This is a genomic window from Solwaraspora sp. WMMD406 (genome assembly GCF_029626025.1).
Classification (GTDB): Bacteria; Actinomycetota; Actinomycetes; order Mycobacteriales; family Micromonosporaceae; genus Micromonospora_E.
Genome location: NZ_JARUBF010000001.1, coordinates 1,027,343 through 1,043,314, shown reverse-complemented (window position 1 = coordinate 1,043,314; position 15,972 = coordinate 1,027,343). Strand labels below are relative to the sequence as shown.

General features: G+C 70.8%; 13 protein-coding genes, 1 tRNA gene and 1 pseudogene. 7 read left to right on the top strand and 8 right to left on the bottom strand.

Features of this window, described 5'->3' with window-relative positions; all coding sequences use genetic code 11:
- Positions 1 to 47 precede the first annotated feature (47 nt).
- The 4 genes and pseudogenes from O7632_RS04715 (at position 48) to O7632_RS04700 (ending at position 3,625) form a co-directional block, all read left to right on the top strand.
- On the top strand, positions 48 to 977 hold the full coding sequence (locus O7632_RS04715) for a hypothetical protein (RefSeq protein WP_278111735.1): 930 nt from the start codon (positions 48 to 50) through the stop codon (positions 975 to 977).
- Positions 967 to 2,139 (top strand): insulinase family protein, encoded by a 1,173-nt coding sequence (locus O7632_RS04710; RefSeq protein WP_278111733.1) that lies wholly within the window; start codon positions 967 to 969, stop codon positions 2,137 to 2,139. The genes O7632_RS04715 and O7632_RS04710 overlap by 11 nt, the downstream gene beginning before the upstream one ends.
- Positions 2,140 to 2,157: 18 nt before the next feature.
- A pseudogene (locus O7632_RS04705) lies at positions 2,158 to 2,244 on the top strand (short-chain dehydrogenase); the annotation flags it as partial.
- A gap of 217 nt (positions 2,245 to 2,461) precedes the next feature.
- A complete protein-coding gene (locus tag O7632_RS04700) occupies positions 2,462 to 3,625 on the top strand; it encodes an IS630 family transposase (protein ID WP_278111731.1) in 1,164 nt (387 codons plus the stop codon).
- 275 nt (positions 3,626 to 3,900) lie between these two features.
- Here O7632_RS04700 and O7632_RS04695 read toward each other — a convergent pair.
- Positions 3,901 to 3,973: transfer RNA gene (locus O7632_RS04695), tRNA-Thr, on the bottom strand.
- A gap of 158 nt (positions 3,974 to 4,131) precedes the next feature.
- Between O7632_RS04695 and O7632_RS04690 the strand changes: the two genes are divergently transcribed.
- The gene (locus O7632_RS04690; RefSeq protein ID WP_278111729.1) at positions 4,132 to 5,928 is read left to right on the top strand and encodes a metallophosphoesterase; all 1,797 of its coding nucleotides are present in this window, start codon (positions 4,132 to 4,134) and stop codon (positions 5,926 to 5,928) included.
- Positions 5,929 to 5,940: 12 nt separating this feature from the next.
- On the opposite strand, the gene ricT is transcribed toward O7632_RS04690, so the two are convergent.
- The 6 genes from ricT to tmk all read right to left on the bottom strand — a co-directional run bounded on the left by ricT (position 5,941) and on the right by tmk (position 12,040).
- The gene (gene ricT, locus O7632_RS04685) at positions 5,941 to 6,777 is read right to left on the bottom strand and encodes a regulatory iron-sulfur-containing complex subunit RicT (RefSeq protein ID WP_278111728.1); all 837 of its coding nucleotides are present in this window, start codon (positions 6,775 to 6,777) and stop codon (positions 5,941 to 5,943) included.
- A gap of 231 nt (positions 6,778 to 7,008) precedes the next feature.
- Complete coding sequence (locus tag O7632_RS04680; protein WP_278111727.1) at positions 7,009 to 7,881, bottom strand: hypothetical protein; 873 nt, start codon at positions 7,879 to 7,881, stop codon at positions 7,009 to 7,011.
- Positions 7,881 to 8,177 (bottom strand): type VII secretion target, encoded by a 297-nt coding sequence (locus O7632_RS04675; protein ID WP_278111724.1) that lies wholly within the window; start codon positions 8,175 to 8,177, stop codon positions 7,881 to 7,883. The genes O7632_RS04680 and O7632_RS04675 overlap by 1 nt, the downstream gene beginning before the upstream one ends.
- A 9-nt stretch (positions 8,178 to 8,186) precedes the next feature.
- Positions 8,187 to 8,513: a YbaB/EbfC family nucleoid-associated protein gene (locus tag O7632_RS04670; RefSeq protein ID WP_278111722.1), complete on the bottom strand. Its 327-nt coding sequence runs from the start codon at positions 8,511 to 8,513 to the stop codon at positions 8,187 to 8,189.
- Between the two features lie 84 nt (positions 8,514 to 8,597).
- Positions 8,598 to 9,902, bottom strand: coding sequence for a DNA polymerase III subunit delta' (locus tag O7632_RS04665; RefSeq protein ID WP_278111720.1), 1,305 nt, complete (start codon positions 9,900 to 9,902; stop codon positions 8,598 to 8,600).
- Positions 9,902 to 12,040, bottom strand: a complete 2,139-nt coding sequence (gene tmk / locus O7632_RS04660) for a dTMP kinase (RefSeq protein WP_278119829.1) — start codon at positions 12,038 to 12,040, stop codon at positions 9,902 to 9,904. Before tmk ends, O7632_RS04665 begins: the two co-directional genes overlap by 1 nt.
- Positions 12,041 to 12,430: 390 nt before the next feature.
- Between tmk and O7632_RS04655 the strand changes: the two genes are divergently transcribed.
- Entirely contained in the window at positions 12,431 to 13,648 is a 1,218-nt protein-coding gene (locus O7632_RS04655) for an amino acid deaminase/aldolase (protein WP_278111718.1), read from the top strand.
- 36 nt (positions 13,649 to 13,684) lie between these two features.
- Here the strand turns inward: O7632_RS04655 and O7632_RS04650 are convergent, their stop codons facing one another.
- A complete protein-coding gene (locus tag O7632_RS04650; RefSeq protein ID WP_278119827.1) occupies positions 13,685 to 14,329 on the bottom strand; it encodes a TetR/AcrR family transcriptional regulator in 645 nt (214 codons plus the stop codon).
- 286 nt (positions 14,330 to 14,615) lie between these two features.
- Between O7632_RS04650 and O7632_RS04645 the strand changes: the two genes are divergently transcribed.
- Positions 14,616 to 15,959: a D-arabinono-1,4-lactone oxidase gene (locus O7632_RS04645; RefSeq protein WP_278111716.1), complete on the top strand. Its 1,344-nt coding sequence runs from the start codon at positions 14,616 to 14,618 to the stop codon at positions 15,957 to 15,959.
- Positions 15,960 to 15,972: the final 13 nt, after the last annotated feature.

Genomic DNA, 15,972 nt, shown 5'->3' with positions numbered 1-15,972 from the left:
TCGTATCCCTGGGCCGAGTGGCTGGCGTGCCACCCTCCCCCCGTACGGTGCGGCGGATCCCGTGGGGGACAGCCACCGAGCCGCCGGACGCGCCCGGCCTGACCGCCCTGACCTGCGCCGCCCTCTTCGGGAGGGACGCATACCGGGTCGGCCATCGCAGCACTGCGGTCAGCCTGCCGACAGGCACCACCCCCCGCCTGCTCGACCAGCGGCTGAGCAGCGCTCGCCTCGACACTCTCCGGCGGGCGCTCGTCACGCAGCGGGCCCAACAGATGAGTGACCGCGGCCGACTGCTCCAACGGGCACTTCACCTAGCGGCCTGGGGCGAAGCCTGCGTGGCTGCGCTTCCGACCGCCGCCGCGGCGACCGCGATCACCGACCAGCAGATCATCGACTGCGCCCGCGACGTCATGGGCTTCCTCCGCACCGACGCAGGTCAAAACAGCCACCCGGATCCGCTGCCCTGGCGCGGAGGGCTGTACTACGGCGCCCGCAACCAGCATCGACTCGCCATAGGGGTACAAATCCCCTGGCCCGACGGACGAGACGGCGCAGACTCCGCCCCGCTCGCCGCCGCGTATCTGGGTAGAGTCGGCACGCCTGGCGTTCTGGTCCAGACGCTCGCAGGGCGTCAGATTCCGTACTACGCCGCTGCGGCGATGCCTCTTCAGGAGCACGGCGTCGCCTGTCTCAGCATCGGCCTCAGCACGGTGGCCGCAAACGTGGTGGCGCTCGTCGACACCGTACGACACGTGATACGTGGCATCCATGATGCGGGGATCCCCGAGGCACAGTTGCCCTACCTGCGGCAGAGTGTCGCGCTGCACGCAGCGATCCATTCCTCACCCGATCCGCTCCCGCCGCTGCCCGGCGATTCCGTCGTGCTCGCCGACCGCGGCGTTCCAGCCGTCGCCGTGGTAGGCCACCTGCCTGAATCCACCCTGACGCAGCTACGCGAGGCCGTTCATGGATGGTGAGATCCTCCAGCTGCCAGGGCCGGCCGGTGCGGTGATCGTGGCGCATCGACCGGAATCCTCGACTACCTCCCTAGTCGCCACCTACGCGCGCGGCTTCGGCCACGACCCCGCAGACACGCCAGGAGTGGCCCACCTGCACGAACACCTGTACCTGGCGACCCTGCGCTCGGTCATGACCGCGCCCATCGTGGCGCACGCCCAAACCCATGCGGACACGATGAAGGTCTCGGCCACCGTACTGACAGAGGCCAGCTCAGATCTGGTCACGGCGCTGACTACCGCCTCCCAGCTGCTCGCCGCAGGAAGAATCGATGACGACGTCCGGCTACGCGAGTGCCGAGCAATCGATGTCGAACTGTCCGAGTGGTTCGGTAACCCGCTGCTCGTCACCGGGCACAAGCTCGCCGCACTAGCAACCCAGCGACACCAACTGGCCCGGTTCGACGAGTGCCGCATCGGCGGTAGCTCCGCCATAACAGCGAAGGATCTGCGAGCGCACGCAGCCCGGCGCGAAGCGACCTACCCCGAGCGGCTGGTGATCGTCGGTTCCCGTCCGGCGGAAGAGTGGCTGCCCGTGGCGGACGCCCTCAGGGCACCCAGCTTCGCACCCGATCCGACTACGACCGCACCCGCAGATGAACCCACCACCCCTCGATCGGACTTGTCCGGCTCTGACACTCGCGTATACGTCGGCATCCCACTCCACCCGGGCACCCCGGGAAAAGCCGAGGCAGCACAGCTCGCCGCCAAGATCCTGCTGCACGAGCGAGGCCCACTCGCCGAAGTAGGCAAGCGTGTGGGGGCCCGGTTCCGGGGAGGCTCGGTCGTTCCCGGAGCAGGCCGTGTCGTTGTCACCGGCAGCTGGCTCGTCGAGGACGCACGGCAGCGGGAAGCGATCGGCATCGCGATGAGCCAGCACAGCGGGCAAGCGGCACCGGCGTTGATCGCGACACAGGCGGCGGCTCTACCGGAGCGACGTAGCGCCGCGGTGACCAACCCAGCAACGCTTGCCGCCACGGTCGATGCCTGGCAATCCGGTTATGGCATCGACCCGACTGCCACCAGCACACCCTGTGCGGACATGATCGACCGCTGCGTCCGCACGGGCTGGAACCAGGCCGTGCTCGTCGGAGCCAACCAGGCGCGAAGCGGGCCGTTCTGACCCCGTGCGGACGCTGCCGCCGACACCCCCGTGTGGCTGGCCACGCTGCCCGATGACGGGCCCACTGGCGGCCTCTTCCACGAGCACCAGCCATTGCCATGGTGAGCCCACGGACATGGCGCCCTGCCCTGGAGCACCTGCACCGCAACGCTCCACTGCGCTTCAATCTACTGGATTCGGCCGGCGCCTCAGGCGTGGCCTAGTGCGTTGTCCATGAACGTTCACGGGGTCGGCGACACGCCGGGGGGCGTCCGCTGGTCGTCGCTGGTCACCGCTCACTCTCGACGGCGGTGACATTGGCTGTCGAGAGGTGGGTGGTGGGGTGGCCGAGCCGGTACGGGCACGGCGGTTGACGCAAGAAGAAGGCCGGAAGCTGCAACAACTCGTCCGTAGAGGCAAGCACGATTCGGTCCGGGTACGGCGGGCGCTGATCATCATGGCGTCGGCGTCCGGGACACCGGCACCGGCGATCGCCCGGCTGACCGCGGGTCACGAGGACACCGCCTGCGACGTGATCCACGCGTTCAACGAGATCGGTCTCCGCGCGCTGGACCCTCAGTGGGCGGGAGGCCGTCCCCGCCGGATCAGTGACGACGACGAGGCGTTGATCGTCGCGACGGCCAAGGCCCGCCCGAGCACGCTCGGGCGGCCTTTCACCTGCTGGAGCCTGCGCAAACTCGCCGACTACCTGGCCACCGACGCCGCCCGGACGGTGGACGTGGGCCGGGAACGGCTGCGGCAGATCCTGCGCCGCAACGAGGTCAGCTGGCAGCGGACCCGCACCTGGAAGGAATCCAACGACCCGGACTTCGACGCCAAACTCGACCGGATCGAGGAGGTGACGAGCAGGTTCCCGAACCGGTGTTTCGCGTTCGACCAGTTCGGGCCGCTGTCGATCCGTCCGCACCACGGGCGCGGCTGGGCCCCGCGGTCGCATCCCGGCCGGCTGCCGGCGACCTACCGTCGCACGCACGGCGTCCGGTACTTCCACGGCTGCTACAGCCTCGGCGACGACCAGCTCTGGGGCGTCAACCGCCGCCGCAAGGGCGCGGATCACACCCTGTCCGCGCTGAAGTCGATCCGCAGGGCGCGGCCGGACGGCGCACCGATCTACGTGGTCCTGGACAACCTGTCGGCGAACAAGACCCCGGCGATCCGGGCCTGGGCTGCCCGCAACGGGGTCGAGCTGTGCCTCACGCCGACCAACGCGTCCTGGGCCAACCCGATCGAGGCGCAGTTCGGGCCGCTGCGGATGTTCACCATGGCCAACTCGAACCATCCCAACCACACCGTCCTGGCCCGCAAGCTGCAGAAATACCTGCGTTGGCGCAACGCCAACGCCCGCCATCCCGACGTCCTGGCCACGCAACGCCGCGAACGCGCTCGTGTCCGCAGCGAACGCCAGCAACGCTGGGGCCGTCCCGGACCAAGGCCGCCTGACCGATCAGACCCGGTGAACGTTCATGGACAACGCACTAGCTGCTAGCTGGCGTGGTCGCCGCCGCCCACCCTGCCGCCAGAGCCCTGCCCGGAGAGTTGCGACGGACCAGACAGCGTGGTGCCAGGCCCGATTCGAGTAGCCCGAAACGCAAACGATCATGAAGGATCGGGCCACCCTGGCGGCGCCGCCGGCGGCGAGCGCCCACGACTTGCGACATGTCGAACCGAATCGTCCGCACGTGTTATCGGGGGGCGGTTCAAAACCACATCGATGAACATAAGGCCCTGACCAGCAGATCTGCTGGTCAGGGCCGCTCACTGAGCCGCCTGACGGAATCGAACCGTCGACCTACGCATTACGAGTGCGTCGCTCTGCCGACTGAGCTAAGGCGGCAACGATGAGCCAGTGTACGGCACCTGAGGACAGCGCCGCCTGCCGCCCGGCTCCGACGGCGGCTCCGACGGCGGCCTCGTCTCGACGTGACGTGGGTGTAGGCGGACCCCGGCGGCAGACGTGACAGCCGTCGATGACCGACAGTAGGCTCCGAACGTGTGACGGACGACCAGACCGAGCGCCCTTCCGCCCGCGATCCCTCGGCGTCGGCCAGCGCGGGCGACCCTCCCGACCGCCGGCCCGCCAGCTCCGACGACGACACCCGGCCGGCCCGGCCACGGCCCCGGTCCCTGGATCCCAAGGAACTCGGTTTCACTCCTCGTCCGCCGGTGCCCTGGCTGGCCCCGCTGCTGCTGCTCAGCACCGGGCTGCGGACCCTGCTGGCCGCGCTGTTCGGTGCGTACCTCGACAAACGGGAGCTGCAGAGCGCGCTGCCGGACGACGTGCACTCCCACGACTCCGTCGACGGCGAGCTGTGGATCGACTACGTCGCCGACCTCGGTGACGGGTTCCCGGCCACCTACTCGTTGGCGTACCTGCTGGCGCAGCCGGACCTCGCTATCGACGGCGCCGTCCGGCTGCCGCGCGGCGACCTGCTGGTGATGGGCGGCGACCAGGTGTATCCGAGCGCCAGCGGCGAGGCGTACGAGGACCGGTGCAAGGGTCCGTACCAGGCGGCGTCGCCGAAGGCGCCGACCGGACGGCCGCAGCCGACGCTTTACGCCATCCCCGGCAACCACGACTGGTACGACGGGCTGACCGCGTTCCTGCGGCTGTTCGCCCGCCGCCGGGACGCCTCCATCGGCGGCTGGCGCACCGAGCAGAAACGCTCGTACTTCGCCGTCCGACTGCCCCACAACTGGTGGCTGTTCGCCATCGACGAGCAGTTCGGCGCCTACCTCGACGACCCGCAGTTGATGTACTTCGAGCAGGCCGCCGCGCAGCTCGGACCCGCCGACCGGGTGATCCTGGCGGTGCCGGAGCCGACCTGGGTCAAGGCCGAGGTCGACCATCAGGCCTACGACGCGGTGGATTACTTCCTGCGTACGGTGATCAAGCCGACCGGTGCCCGGGTGCCGGTGATGATCTCCGGCGACCTGCACCACTATGCCCGTTACGCGCACCCGGACCGGCAGTTGATCACCTGCGGCGGGGGCGGCGCATACCTGTCGGCCACCCACAAGCTGCCGGAGCGGATCACCGTACCGCCGGCCGACACGATCGCCCGCAAGGCCAGCCCGAGCCGCGAGTACGTGCTGGCCGGACGCTACCCGCAGGCCGACCGTTCCCGTCGCTACAGCTGGGGCATCTTCCACCGGCTGCCGCGCCGCAACCCCGGCTTCGCCGCCCTGCTCGGCACACTGCAGACGCTGCTCATGCTCGCCGTCGCCGGGGTGATCGTCTCGTGGTCGGACACCGACGGACAGCGGCTGTTCAGCATTCCGCTGGTCGCCATGGTGGTGCTCACCCTGGCCGCGTCGGTGGTCTTCGCCAAGCCACCGAGCGCCAGTGGTGTCCGACATTCCCGGCACTGGTTGCTCGGGCTCGGGCACGGCGTCGCGCACATCGGGCTGGCCTGGGTCGGCGCGCTGGTCTGGCTGCAGTTGCCGTTCGTCGACTGGCCGTGGCCGCTGCCGGTGGTCGCCGCCGCCGTGGTCTACGGCCCGCTGGCCGGCCTGGTGGCCACCCAACTCACCGCCGGCTACCTGGTTCTGGCCGGCGCGTTCGACGTCAACCTCAACGAGCTCTTCGCCGGGCAGGGCATCGAGGACGCCAAGGGTTTCCTGCGGATGCGGATCGACGCCGACGGCGCCCTGACCATCCACCCGATCGCGGTCGACCGGATCTGCCGGCGCTGGCGGACGGATCCGGCCGGCCGGCCGGACAGTTCGTGGATCGTCCCGGAGCAGCCGTTGACCGCCAGACTGGCCGAGGAGCCGATCACCGTCCGGTGAAACCGCAGTTGCCTAGCCGTACGCCTCGTCGTGTGCCTTGCGGGGTCCGCAGACCGAGGCCCGGCTGCAGCTGCACCGCGACCCGTCGGCGTCGAGTCGGACCACGACCGAGTCGCGCGGGACGCTGTGCCCCACCACTCGGCCGTCTCCCTGCGGGGTGGTGACCCGGCTGCCGACCGGCGGTGCCGACGCCTGGAACTGCTGGTAGAGCGGGTGTTCGTACTTCAGGCAGCACATCAGCCGCCCACAGGCACCGGAGATCCGCAACGGGTTGAGCGGCAGGTCCTGGTCCTTGGCCATCCGGATGGTGACCGGCTCGAAGTCGGTGAGGAAGGTGGCGCAGCACAGGTCCCGCCCGCAGGACCCGATGCCGCCCTGGACCCGCGCGGAATCTCGGGCGGAAAGCTGCCGCAGCTCCACCCGACAGTGCAGGGTGGCACCCAGGTCACGGACCAGCGAGCGGAAGTCGACCCGGTGCGGGGCGGTGAAGTAGATGGTGGCGCGGGAGCTGGTGAGGGTACCGGGTTCCAGCACATGATCGACGGCGACGACCTTCATCGGCAGGCCGTGCTCGCGGATCAGCCGCTTGGCGGCGACCTTGGCCTCGGCTTTGCGTTTGCGCTGCACGTCGTCGCGTCGCAGGTCGTCCTCGGTGGCGAGGCCGGCCAGCCGGGGAAAGCCGTCGGTGTCCTCGTCGACCCACTGAGCGGCCCAGACGCACTCGGCGACCTCGGTGCCGTCGTCAGTCGGCACCAGCACCTTGTCGCCGACGGCCGGTCGCAGATCACCGGGGTCGAGGTAGAACAGGCGCCCGTACCGGTTGAAGCTGACCGCGCAGAGCATGCCCATGGCACCTACCCTACGTCGCCCGTCGCCCGCCGAGTAGGTACCCGGCAGCAGCCGGTACGCCAGCCGAGGTCGACCGAACGGACGAAAGATGACGTCGGGGCCGCGACGGGTGACCGCAGTTCGCGTTGAGAGCGGTATCCAGAGCCTGCGGGGGGTGCAGGAAGCCACGGCGTCGCGGCCGGAGCAATAGGCGAAAAGCCTGGCTCACGTGCGCGGCGCCGTTGGCATGTCTCAGTACCGCAGTCGGGTCACTCCGTCGAATCGGACCGGGTCCGGGTCGACGACGTGCCGTGGCGGCGACGTCTGCCGCTGCTGCCAGCTCGACAGCAGGTCCTCGCCGTGCTCGACGATCTCCAGCAGTACGGTGAGCACCGACGCCGCGATCGTCGCGGCCGCGACCGGGGTCGGTCCGGCCGAGGTCGATCCGGCCGAGGTCGACGTCGGTCCCGACCCGGCACCGTCGACGCCGGGCACCTCGACACTGGTCGGACCGGCCGACGAGGTCGCGGTGACCAACGTGACAGCCTCCGGCGAGGCCAGCGCGTCGGCGAGGGTGGTCGCCAGGGCGGCCCGGCTCAGCTCGACCCACCGGGCGATCTGCGCACCGAAGTCGGCGGTGGCGGCAAGCCGGCCCGCGATGCTGTGCGGATCGGCGCCGCCGCCCACACCACCGTCAGCCGTCCAGCCGACGCCAGACCCCGACCAGCCGACGCCAGACCCCGACCAGCCGACGCCAGACCCCGACCAGCCGACGGCCGCACCACCGGCAGCGGACCGGTCGGTGCCGACCAGGTCGGCGCCGAGCGCGAGCCGCTTCGCGTCGTAGGCCGCAGCGGCGGCACCGGTCCAGTCGGGCCGGGCCGTCAGCGCCTCGGCCGCGTCGGCGTACCCGGGAAGCCGCGCCCGCAGCGCGGACGCGGCGGCACCGGTCGGGTCGGGCCGCGTCTCGACGAACGCGGCCACCGCCTCGCCCGGCAGGGCCCGTACCTGGCGCATCAGCGGCCAGACCCGGTGGTGGGGCGGAGCACCCCAGTGGGCCAGCGCATCGTCCACTTTGGTCAACAGGTCGAGGGCGGGTCCGGCGACCCGATCGAGGGCGTCCATCAGACACCGTCCGGGTGGTGATCACGGACCGCGTCGTCGGTGTCCTGATACGCACCACTCGCCGCCCGCAACCCGGTGGCCAGGTCGGCGAGACGCGCACCGGCGTCGGCTGCTTCGGTCGCCCGGTCGACGACGGCGATCTGCCACTGGCGGCGCAACGCGGCACCGAGCGCCCCGAGCCGACCCGGGGTCTGCTCGGCTGGCAGCAGGTCGGACGACGGCAGCTCGGCCAGTTCCCGCGCCGTACCGGTCAACCGCTCCGCCGAGCGGGCCAGTTCGTCGGCCTGCGCACGCATGCCGTTCACTCAGACCCCCGCGAAAGGTTGGCGGGCACCGAACGTCTCCGACCACAGCTTCTCTCGCGCCCACCGCGCGGCGTCGGCCGCAGCGGTCACGGCGGCCCGCACCGACCGGGCGAGATCGGCGTTGGAGCGGGCGTACGGTGCCCCGAGGATCCGGACGTCGGTGACGGTGCCGGCGGCGTTGACCACGATCTCCACGACGCCGTCCGGGGACCGGACGGTCACCTCGACGGCCTGTACCGCTCTGTCGAACTCGGCCTGACGGGATTCGATCTGGCGGTATCGCTCGACCGCTTCCTCGATCCACGCTTCGTCGATCTCGCGTACCACCGGGCTCCTCACCGTCGTCTGGACAGCGCCACCGTCGTCTGCGCAACGCCGCCAGGGTACGAACGGTCCACAAGCCAGCGGGCGCTAGCCGCGCCAGAGAGTGAGCATCATCGCTTCGACGGCGATCCGGGGCTTGACGTTGTTGTCGATCGCTTCCCGGCAGGTCAGCACGGCTTCCAGCCGGCGCAGCGTCGCCTCCGCCGACCACTTCTGGGCGGCGGCCTCGGCGAGCGCCGCGACGTCGGTGTGCACCGGCGCCACCGGGGCCCGCAACGCCGAGACCAGCACGTCACGGTAGAAGCCGGCCAGGTCGACCAGCGCCCGGTCCAGGGCGTCGCGCTGCGCCCGCGTCGCCCGGGACTTCTGCCGTCGTTCCAGTTCCTTCAGCTGGCCGGCCGAGCCACGAGCGGCACCGGCCGCGCCCCGGCCGGTCCCGCCGGCGCCGAGGGCGGTCTGCAAGGCGGCCCGCTCGGCGGCGTCGATGTCGGCGACCGCCGCCTCGGCTTCCGCCTCCGCCGCCGCGATCAGGGCGGACGCCGCGTCGAAGCAGGCACCGACGCCGGTCAGCTGGCGGGGCACCGCGAGTACCGCGTCCCGGCGTTTGCGGGCGTCGGAGTCCTGGGCAAGGCGGCGGGCCCGGCCGACATGCCCTTGGGCTGCGGCCGCCGCCCAGGTGGCGGTCTTCTCCGGTACGCCGTCCCGTTGGGTCAGCACCCGGGCGACCGCCTCCGCCGGAGGTTGCCGCAGGCTGACGAGCCGGCATCGGGACCGGATGGTGACCGAGATGTCGTCCGGATGGGTGGACGGGGTGCAGAGCAGGAAGACAGTCCTGGGTGGTGGTTCCTCGATCGCCTTGAGCAGTGCGTTGCCGGCTGCTTCGGTGAGCCGATCGGCGTCTTCGATGACCAGCACCTGCCAGCGGCCGGCGGACGGGGTGCTGGCCGCGCGCAGCACCAGGGCCCGCATTTCGCCCACCCCGATGGAGAGCCCGTCCGGTACGACGAACCGGACGTCGGCGTGGGTGCCGGCCCGGGTGGTGTGGCAGCCGGGGCACTGGCCGCAGCCGAACCCATGATGGCACTGCAGTGCCGCGGCGAACGCGCGGGCCGCGACCGAGCGGCCGGAACCCGGCGGGCCGGTGAAGATCCAGGCGTGGGTCATCGCCCCGGTCGCGGCTGGCGGGCCGTCGTCGGCAGCCGTACCGGTGTCGGCGACGATCTCGCCGTCAGCAGGAGACCCGCCACCGCCCGCAGGGGCAGGCCCGCCGTCAGCGAGCAGTGCGGCGGCGGCCGCTACGGCCCGTCGGAGCGTCTCGGCCGCCTCGTCCTGACCCACCAGTTCGGTGAAGACGTCCTGGCCGAGCGCGGCGCCCACTAGCGCGGTGCCCACTAGCGCCGTCCCAGCTCGATGCCGTCCGCCGCCGGACGCTCGCCGTCCCGCGCGGAGTCGTCCCGCGCGGAGTCATCCCGCGCGGAGTCATCCCGCGCGGAGTCATCCCGCGCGGAGTCGGCTTCTGGAGCGGAATCCGGATCTTCTGGAGCGGAATCCGGCGCGGCGGTGGGGGAATCCAGTTTGCGGGTCAGGCCCTCGACCCGGGTGAGTACGGCGGCCCGCAACTCGTCGACCGGTCGGGTCGCGTCCAGGACCAGGTAACGCTTGGGGTCGGCGGCCGCCAGGTCGAGAAAGGCGTAGCGGACCCGCTCGTGGAAAGCGACCGATTCGCTCTCCAGCCGGTCCGCCGTACCGCCTCGGCCCTGAGCCCGCCGCAACCCGACCTGCGGTTCGACGTCGAGCAGGACCACGAGATCAGGCTTGAGCCCGCCGGTCGCCCAGGCCGACAGCCAGGAGATCTCCTCGACCGGCAGGGTCCGGCCCGCTCCCTGGTAGGCCAACGACGAGTCGATGTAGCGGTCGCTGACCACGACCGCGCCCCGGGCCAGCGCCGGACGGATCAGGGTCGCGACATGGTGGGCCCGGTCGGCCGCGTAGAGCAACGCCTCGGCCCGCGCCGACGGACTCTCGGCGTCGTTGTCCAACACCAGCCGGCGGATCTTCGTGCCCAGTCCGGTCGCGCCCGGCTCCCGGGTCACCACCACCTCGCGGCCCTGGCCTCGCAGCGCCTCCGCCAGCCCGGCCACCTGGGTCGACTTGCCAGCTCCCTCGCCGCCTTCGAAGACGACGAAGACGCCGCTGGCGGTGAACGGTTCGGCCGGGCCGATCGGCCGGCCCCGGATCGACCCCCACAAATCAGCCAAGATCGGTACGCCCGGTTTATCGTCCATCTGGCGGAACGCGCTGAGCCCGGCGAAGATGCCGAACAAGCCGGCCAGCAGCAACAGCAGGCGGGTCGAGGAGAAGGAAATGCCGAGGTTGGCGAACTGGACCTGACGGGACCCGCCGACGCCGACCAGCACACTGCTCAACGAGATGGCCAACATCAGCACGACCCGGGTGCCGGTCTGCACCACGGCGAAGACCCGTCCCCGTACGTCGTCGGCGATCTCGCCACCGAGCAGAGTGATCCCGGCCAGAAAGGCCATCCCGGCGGCCGCCCCGACCAGCACCGCGCCGAGGATCGCCATGGACAAGTGGATGGAGAGCGCCAGGATCAGCACAGCACCACTGGCCAGCACGATGCTCAGCCCGAACCAGCGCCGGCGCGACAGGTCTCGTACCACCGCCGGGCCGAGCCCGATCCCGACCCCGAGGCCGACGAACAGGGCGGCGAACAGCAGGTAGAAGGCGGCGTCACCGGCGCTGAGCGACGCGGTGAAGAACCGGGCGGTGCCGATCACGATGCCACCGCCGGCGAACGCCCCGAAGATGCCCAGCACCAGGCCCCGTACCAGCGGTGTCTTGCCGATGAACCGCCAGCCATCGACGAACTGCCGCAGCAGGCTCTGTTCGGTGCGCTCCGCCGCCCCGTCGCGCCCGCTGATCTCCTTGATGCCGTAGAAGACCACGACCGCGGTGGCCAGCCGGGACGCGGCGTTGAAGAAGAGCGCGAGCTGGGCCGGCTCGGCCCAGGATGGTGGTTCGGCCCCGCTGGCGGCACGGACCGCCGCGTCGAGGACGGCCAGGCTGATCGCGGCGAGGACCGGGGTGATGCCGTACGTGGCTATCAAGGTGAGCTGGTTGGCGATCTCCAGCCGTGCCCGGGGGATCAGGTTGGGTACCGCGGCTTCCTTGGCCGGGATCCAGATCAGGGTGATCGTCTCGATGAGGAAAATCGCGATGGCCGCCCAGGCGACGGTCACCGCACCGCTCGCGCCGAACATCGGCAGCAGCGGGATCGACGCGAACAGGACAAACCGGAGGAGATCGCAGATGACCATCGTGTAGCGCCGGTCGAACCGGTCGGCGAGGACGCCGGCCACCGGGCCGAGGACGAGCGCAGGCAGCAACCGTACGGCGATCACACCGCCGAACGCCGCACCCTGCGCCGCGCTGCCGGATACCTGCGCGGCGGCGAAGATCGAGGTGGCCAGGAGCCCGAGCCAGTCACCGTACGACGCGACCCCGAGCACGAGCCACAGCCGCCGGAACGGCCGGATCCGCAACACCGAGCGCAGCGCCGGGAATCCGGAGAGATCGACCGCAGGGGTCGGCCCGTCACCTGGTGGCGCGCCGGGAGCGCTACCGCGTTCCGGATCGCTGGCGTTGATGTCGATGACCGTCCCTCCCCGTCGGCCCAGAGCTGGGCTCCGTCACACTCTAATGGCGGAGGCTGGCCGCCCGACCCCGACATTCTCCTGAACTCCGACCGCCCCGACCGCCGGCTCCGGCCGGTCAGGGACCCCGGCTCCGGCCGGTCAGGGACCCCGGCTCCGGCCGGTCGGGGACCCCGGATCCGGAGGACGACCGCGACGGTGTTTCAGGTTACCGGCGGCAAACCCCGGTGGCGCTACGGTGCGTGGGTGAGCACCGACCGACAGTTCCTGCGCGACCGGCTCGATCGGGCGACAGCCCATCTCGATCCGCCGTTCGCCGTGGTCGACCTCGACGCGTTCGACCGCAACGCCGCCGCGCTCACCGCGCAGGCAGCCGGCAAGCCGATCCGGGTGGCCAGCAAATCGGTCCGCTGCTCGGCACTGCTGTCCCGGGTGCTCGGCCGCGACTCCGGCGCCTGGCGCGGGGTCATGGCGTACACCCTGACCGAGGCGATCTGGCTGGTCCGCAGCGGCATCACCGACGACGCCCTGGTCGCCTACCCGACCAGCGACCGCGGATCGATCGCGACCATCGCCGCCGACGAGACGCTGGCCGCCGCGATCACGCTGATGATCGACGACCCGGCACAGCTCGACCTGGTCGACGCGGTACGCCCACCCCGGCAGCGGCCGTACCTGCGCGTCTGCGTCGACCTGGACGCCTCCTGGCGGCCGTTCGGCAGCGCGCGGGCCCACCTGGGAGTACGCCGTTCCCCGGTGCACTCGGCGACGGCGGCCGGCCAGTTGGCCGCCGTGATCGCCGGTCGGGCCGGGTTCCGGCTGGTCGGGCTGATGGCGTACGAGGCGCAGATCGCCGGTCTGGGCGACGCCCCGGCCGGCCGGGCGCTGCGCGCCACCGCGATCCGGCTGGTGCAACGCCAGTCGTACCGGGACGTGGTGCGGCGCCGGACCGCAGCGGTGGCCGAGGTGTCGCGACACGCGCGACTGGAATTCGTCAACGGCGGCGGAACCGGCAGCGTGGCGATCACCAGCGCGGATCCGGCGATCACCGAGGTGACCGCCGGATCCGGGCTGTTCGGTCCGACCCTGTTCGACGGATACCGCGCGTGGCGGCCGGCCCCGTCAGCGTTCTTCGCCCTGCCGGTGGTACGCCGACCCGCCCGGCGGATCGCGACGGTGCTCGGCGGTGGCTGGATCGCCTCCGGGCCGGCCGACCAGGACCGGCTGCCCCGCCCGTGGTTACCGGCCCGGCTGAAGCTGCTCGGCACCGAGGGTGCCGGGGAGGTACAGACCCCGCTGACCGGACCCGACGCGGCAGCGCTGCGGATCGGCGACCGGGTGTGGTTCCGCCACGCCAAAGCCGGCGAGCTCTGCGAACATGTGACCGAACTGCACCTCGTGCACGGAGATCGCGTCGCCGGTACGGTGCCGACCTATCGTGGCGAAGGCCGCGCTTTCCTCTGAAGCGCACCGGTGAACCGCACGGGGCCGCCCGGCCGGTCAGGCGTTTCCGCCGCTCGGTGCGAGCGCCGGTTCGGCGGTCGGCGTGGCCGTCCCCCCGACGGTCGGCGTGGTCGTCCCCCCGACGGCCGGCGTGGAATCGACGTGCCGGTGCAGATATTCGCGGATCAGCGCCTTCGCTTCCCGTAAGACGTCGTCGTCGCCGTCCGGATCACGACGGAACGCCAACTTGATCAAAGAATCGGCGGCCTCCACGGCGATCTGGAGGGCGAACCTCAATCGTGGTTCGTCGGGAATACCGAATCGTTCCACCAGCACCTTGGTCAACTCGTTGGCGATCACGGCGTTGTTGTCCTGGCTTTCGTCGAGTAGCCGAACGTCGACGACGTCGCCGAAGTGCAGTGTCCGGAAGCCACGCACGTTGCGGTGCATGGAGATGTACTCGTCGATACCCGCGTCGACCCCGTCCCACCAATAGGTGAACTCGCCGCCGGCGAAGCGCTCGTTGAGCCGTTGCAGGTACGCTTCGATGTTGCGCAGCGTCAACGCTTGGACGATCGCCCGCTTGTCCGGGAAGAACTGGTACACCGAACCGATGGCCACCTCGGCCCGCTCGGCGAGCAGAGTGGTGGTCAGGCCCTCGTATCCCACCTCGTCGACGATCTCGGCGCACGCGTCGAGCATCCGCTGGACCCGGGCGAGACTGCGCCCCTGGACCGGAACCCGACGCAGTGGGCCACTGGTGACGGCCGGTGTCGACACTCGTCTCACTCCTTCCGAGAAGATCTCCCGCGCGTCGGATCATCGTCAGCAGCAGCGAGATCGAAAACGTTACTCGGATTAACGATCCAAACGGTTATCGGTATTTAGCCAGCTAGCATCAGACTGATACGAGAATTCCTCATGTTCAGCACGGGCACGCGAGCACGCGGGCACGCGGGCACGCGAGCACGCGAGGACGGGGGACGGGATGCGGGACGACGGGATGCACGGCGCGGCCGCGCCACCGGACGACGATCAGCGCCACTGGTCCAACTGGGCCGGCAACCAACAAGGGATCAGCCGGCGGGTGCTGCGCCCGGAAACCGTGGCCGACCTGCAGGCGATGATCCGTACCGCGACCGATGCCGGGGCCCGGGTCAAGGCGGTCGGAAACGGGCACTCGTTCAGCGACATCTCCCGTGCCGACGATCATCGGGTAGAGCTGAGCGGGCTGCGGACAGCCACGACGGTCGACACCGACGCACGACTCGCGACGATCCCGGCCGGGATGTCGCTGCACCAGCTCAACGAGTTGCTCGCAGGCTTCCGGCTGGCCCTGCCCAACGTCGGTGACGTCGACGTACAGACCGTCGCCGGGGCGATCGCCACCGGCACCCACGGCACCGGCGCCACCCACGGCAACCTGGCCAGCGTGGTCGAGGCGCTGACCCTGGTCACCGCCGACGGTACGATCCTGCGCTGCTCGGCGCGGCAGCACCAGGATGTCTTCGCCGCCGCCCGGATCGGGCTCGGCGCGCTCGGAGTCGTCACCGAGGTGACGCTGCGTTGCGTCGACGCCTTCGTGCTGCGGGCCCGGGAACGGGCGGCGTCCCTGCGCGACGTCGTCGCCGCGCTCCCGGAACTGGTCGGCGGGAACGACCACATCGAGTTCTACTGGTTCCCGTACACCGACCGGGTGCAGCTCAAGACCAACAACCGGGTGCCGGTCGACGACCGACCACGGCCCCGGTGGCGGCGGTGGCTCGACGACGAATTCGTCGAGAACACCCTGTTGGAGGGGGTGAGCCGGCTCGGTCGGACGAGGCCGCGCCTGGTCCCGGCGCTCAGCGCGCTATCGGCCCGGGTCGTCGGTTCACGGACCTACACCGCCCGGTCGGACCGGGTCTTCTGCACACCGCGCCGGGTCCGGTTCATCGAGATGGAGTACGCGCTGCCACGTGCCGCCCTGCCAGTGGCACTGGCGGCCCTGCCGGGCATCCTCGACCGGTTGCCGTCTCCGGTCGCCCTACCGGTCGAGGTCCGTTTCGCCGCCGGCGACGACAGTTGGCTGTCCCACGCCTACCAGCGGGACTCCGCCTACCTGGCGGTCCACCAGTACGTCGGCATGCCGTACGAGCCGTACTTCCGGGCGGTCGAGCAGGTTGCCGTCGGGCTGGACGGACGACCGCACTGGGGCAAACTGCACTATCGGCACGCCGAGTCGTTACGCTCGGCGTACCCACGGTTCGACGATTTCCTGGCGGTGCGCGACCGGCTGGATCCCTGTCGCACCTTCGCCAACCACTACACCGAACGGGTGCTCGGTCCGTGACCGGCCGCCCGGT

Bases quoted from the DNA above. Each gene is read 5' to 3' on its own strand.
- O7632_RS04710 (WP_278111733.1), top strand. From the start codon at position 967: ATGGATGGTGAGATCCTCCAGCTGCCAGGGCCGGCCGGTGCGGTGATC.
- ricT (WP_278111728.1), bottom strand. From the start codon at position 6,777: ATGGGCATGCTCTGCGCGGTCAGCTTCAACCGGTACGGGCGCCTGTTC.
- O7632_RS04680 (WP_278111727.1), bottom strand. From the start codon at position 7,881: ATGGACGCCCTCGATCGGGTCGCCGGACCCGCCCTCGACCTGTTGACC.
- O7632_RS04675 (WP_278111724.1), bottom strand. From the start codon at position 8,177: ATGCGTGCGCAGGCCGACGAACTGGCCCGCTCGGCGGAGCGGTTGACC.
- O7632_RS04650 (WP_278119827.1), bottom strand. From the start codon at position 14,329: ATGCTCGACGCGTGCGCCGAGATCGTCGACGAGGTGGGATACGAGGGC.
- O7632_RS04645 (WP_278111716.1), top strand. From the start codon at position 14,616: ATGCGGGACGACGGGATGCACGGCGCGGCCGCGCCACCGGACGACGAT.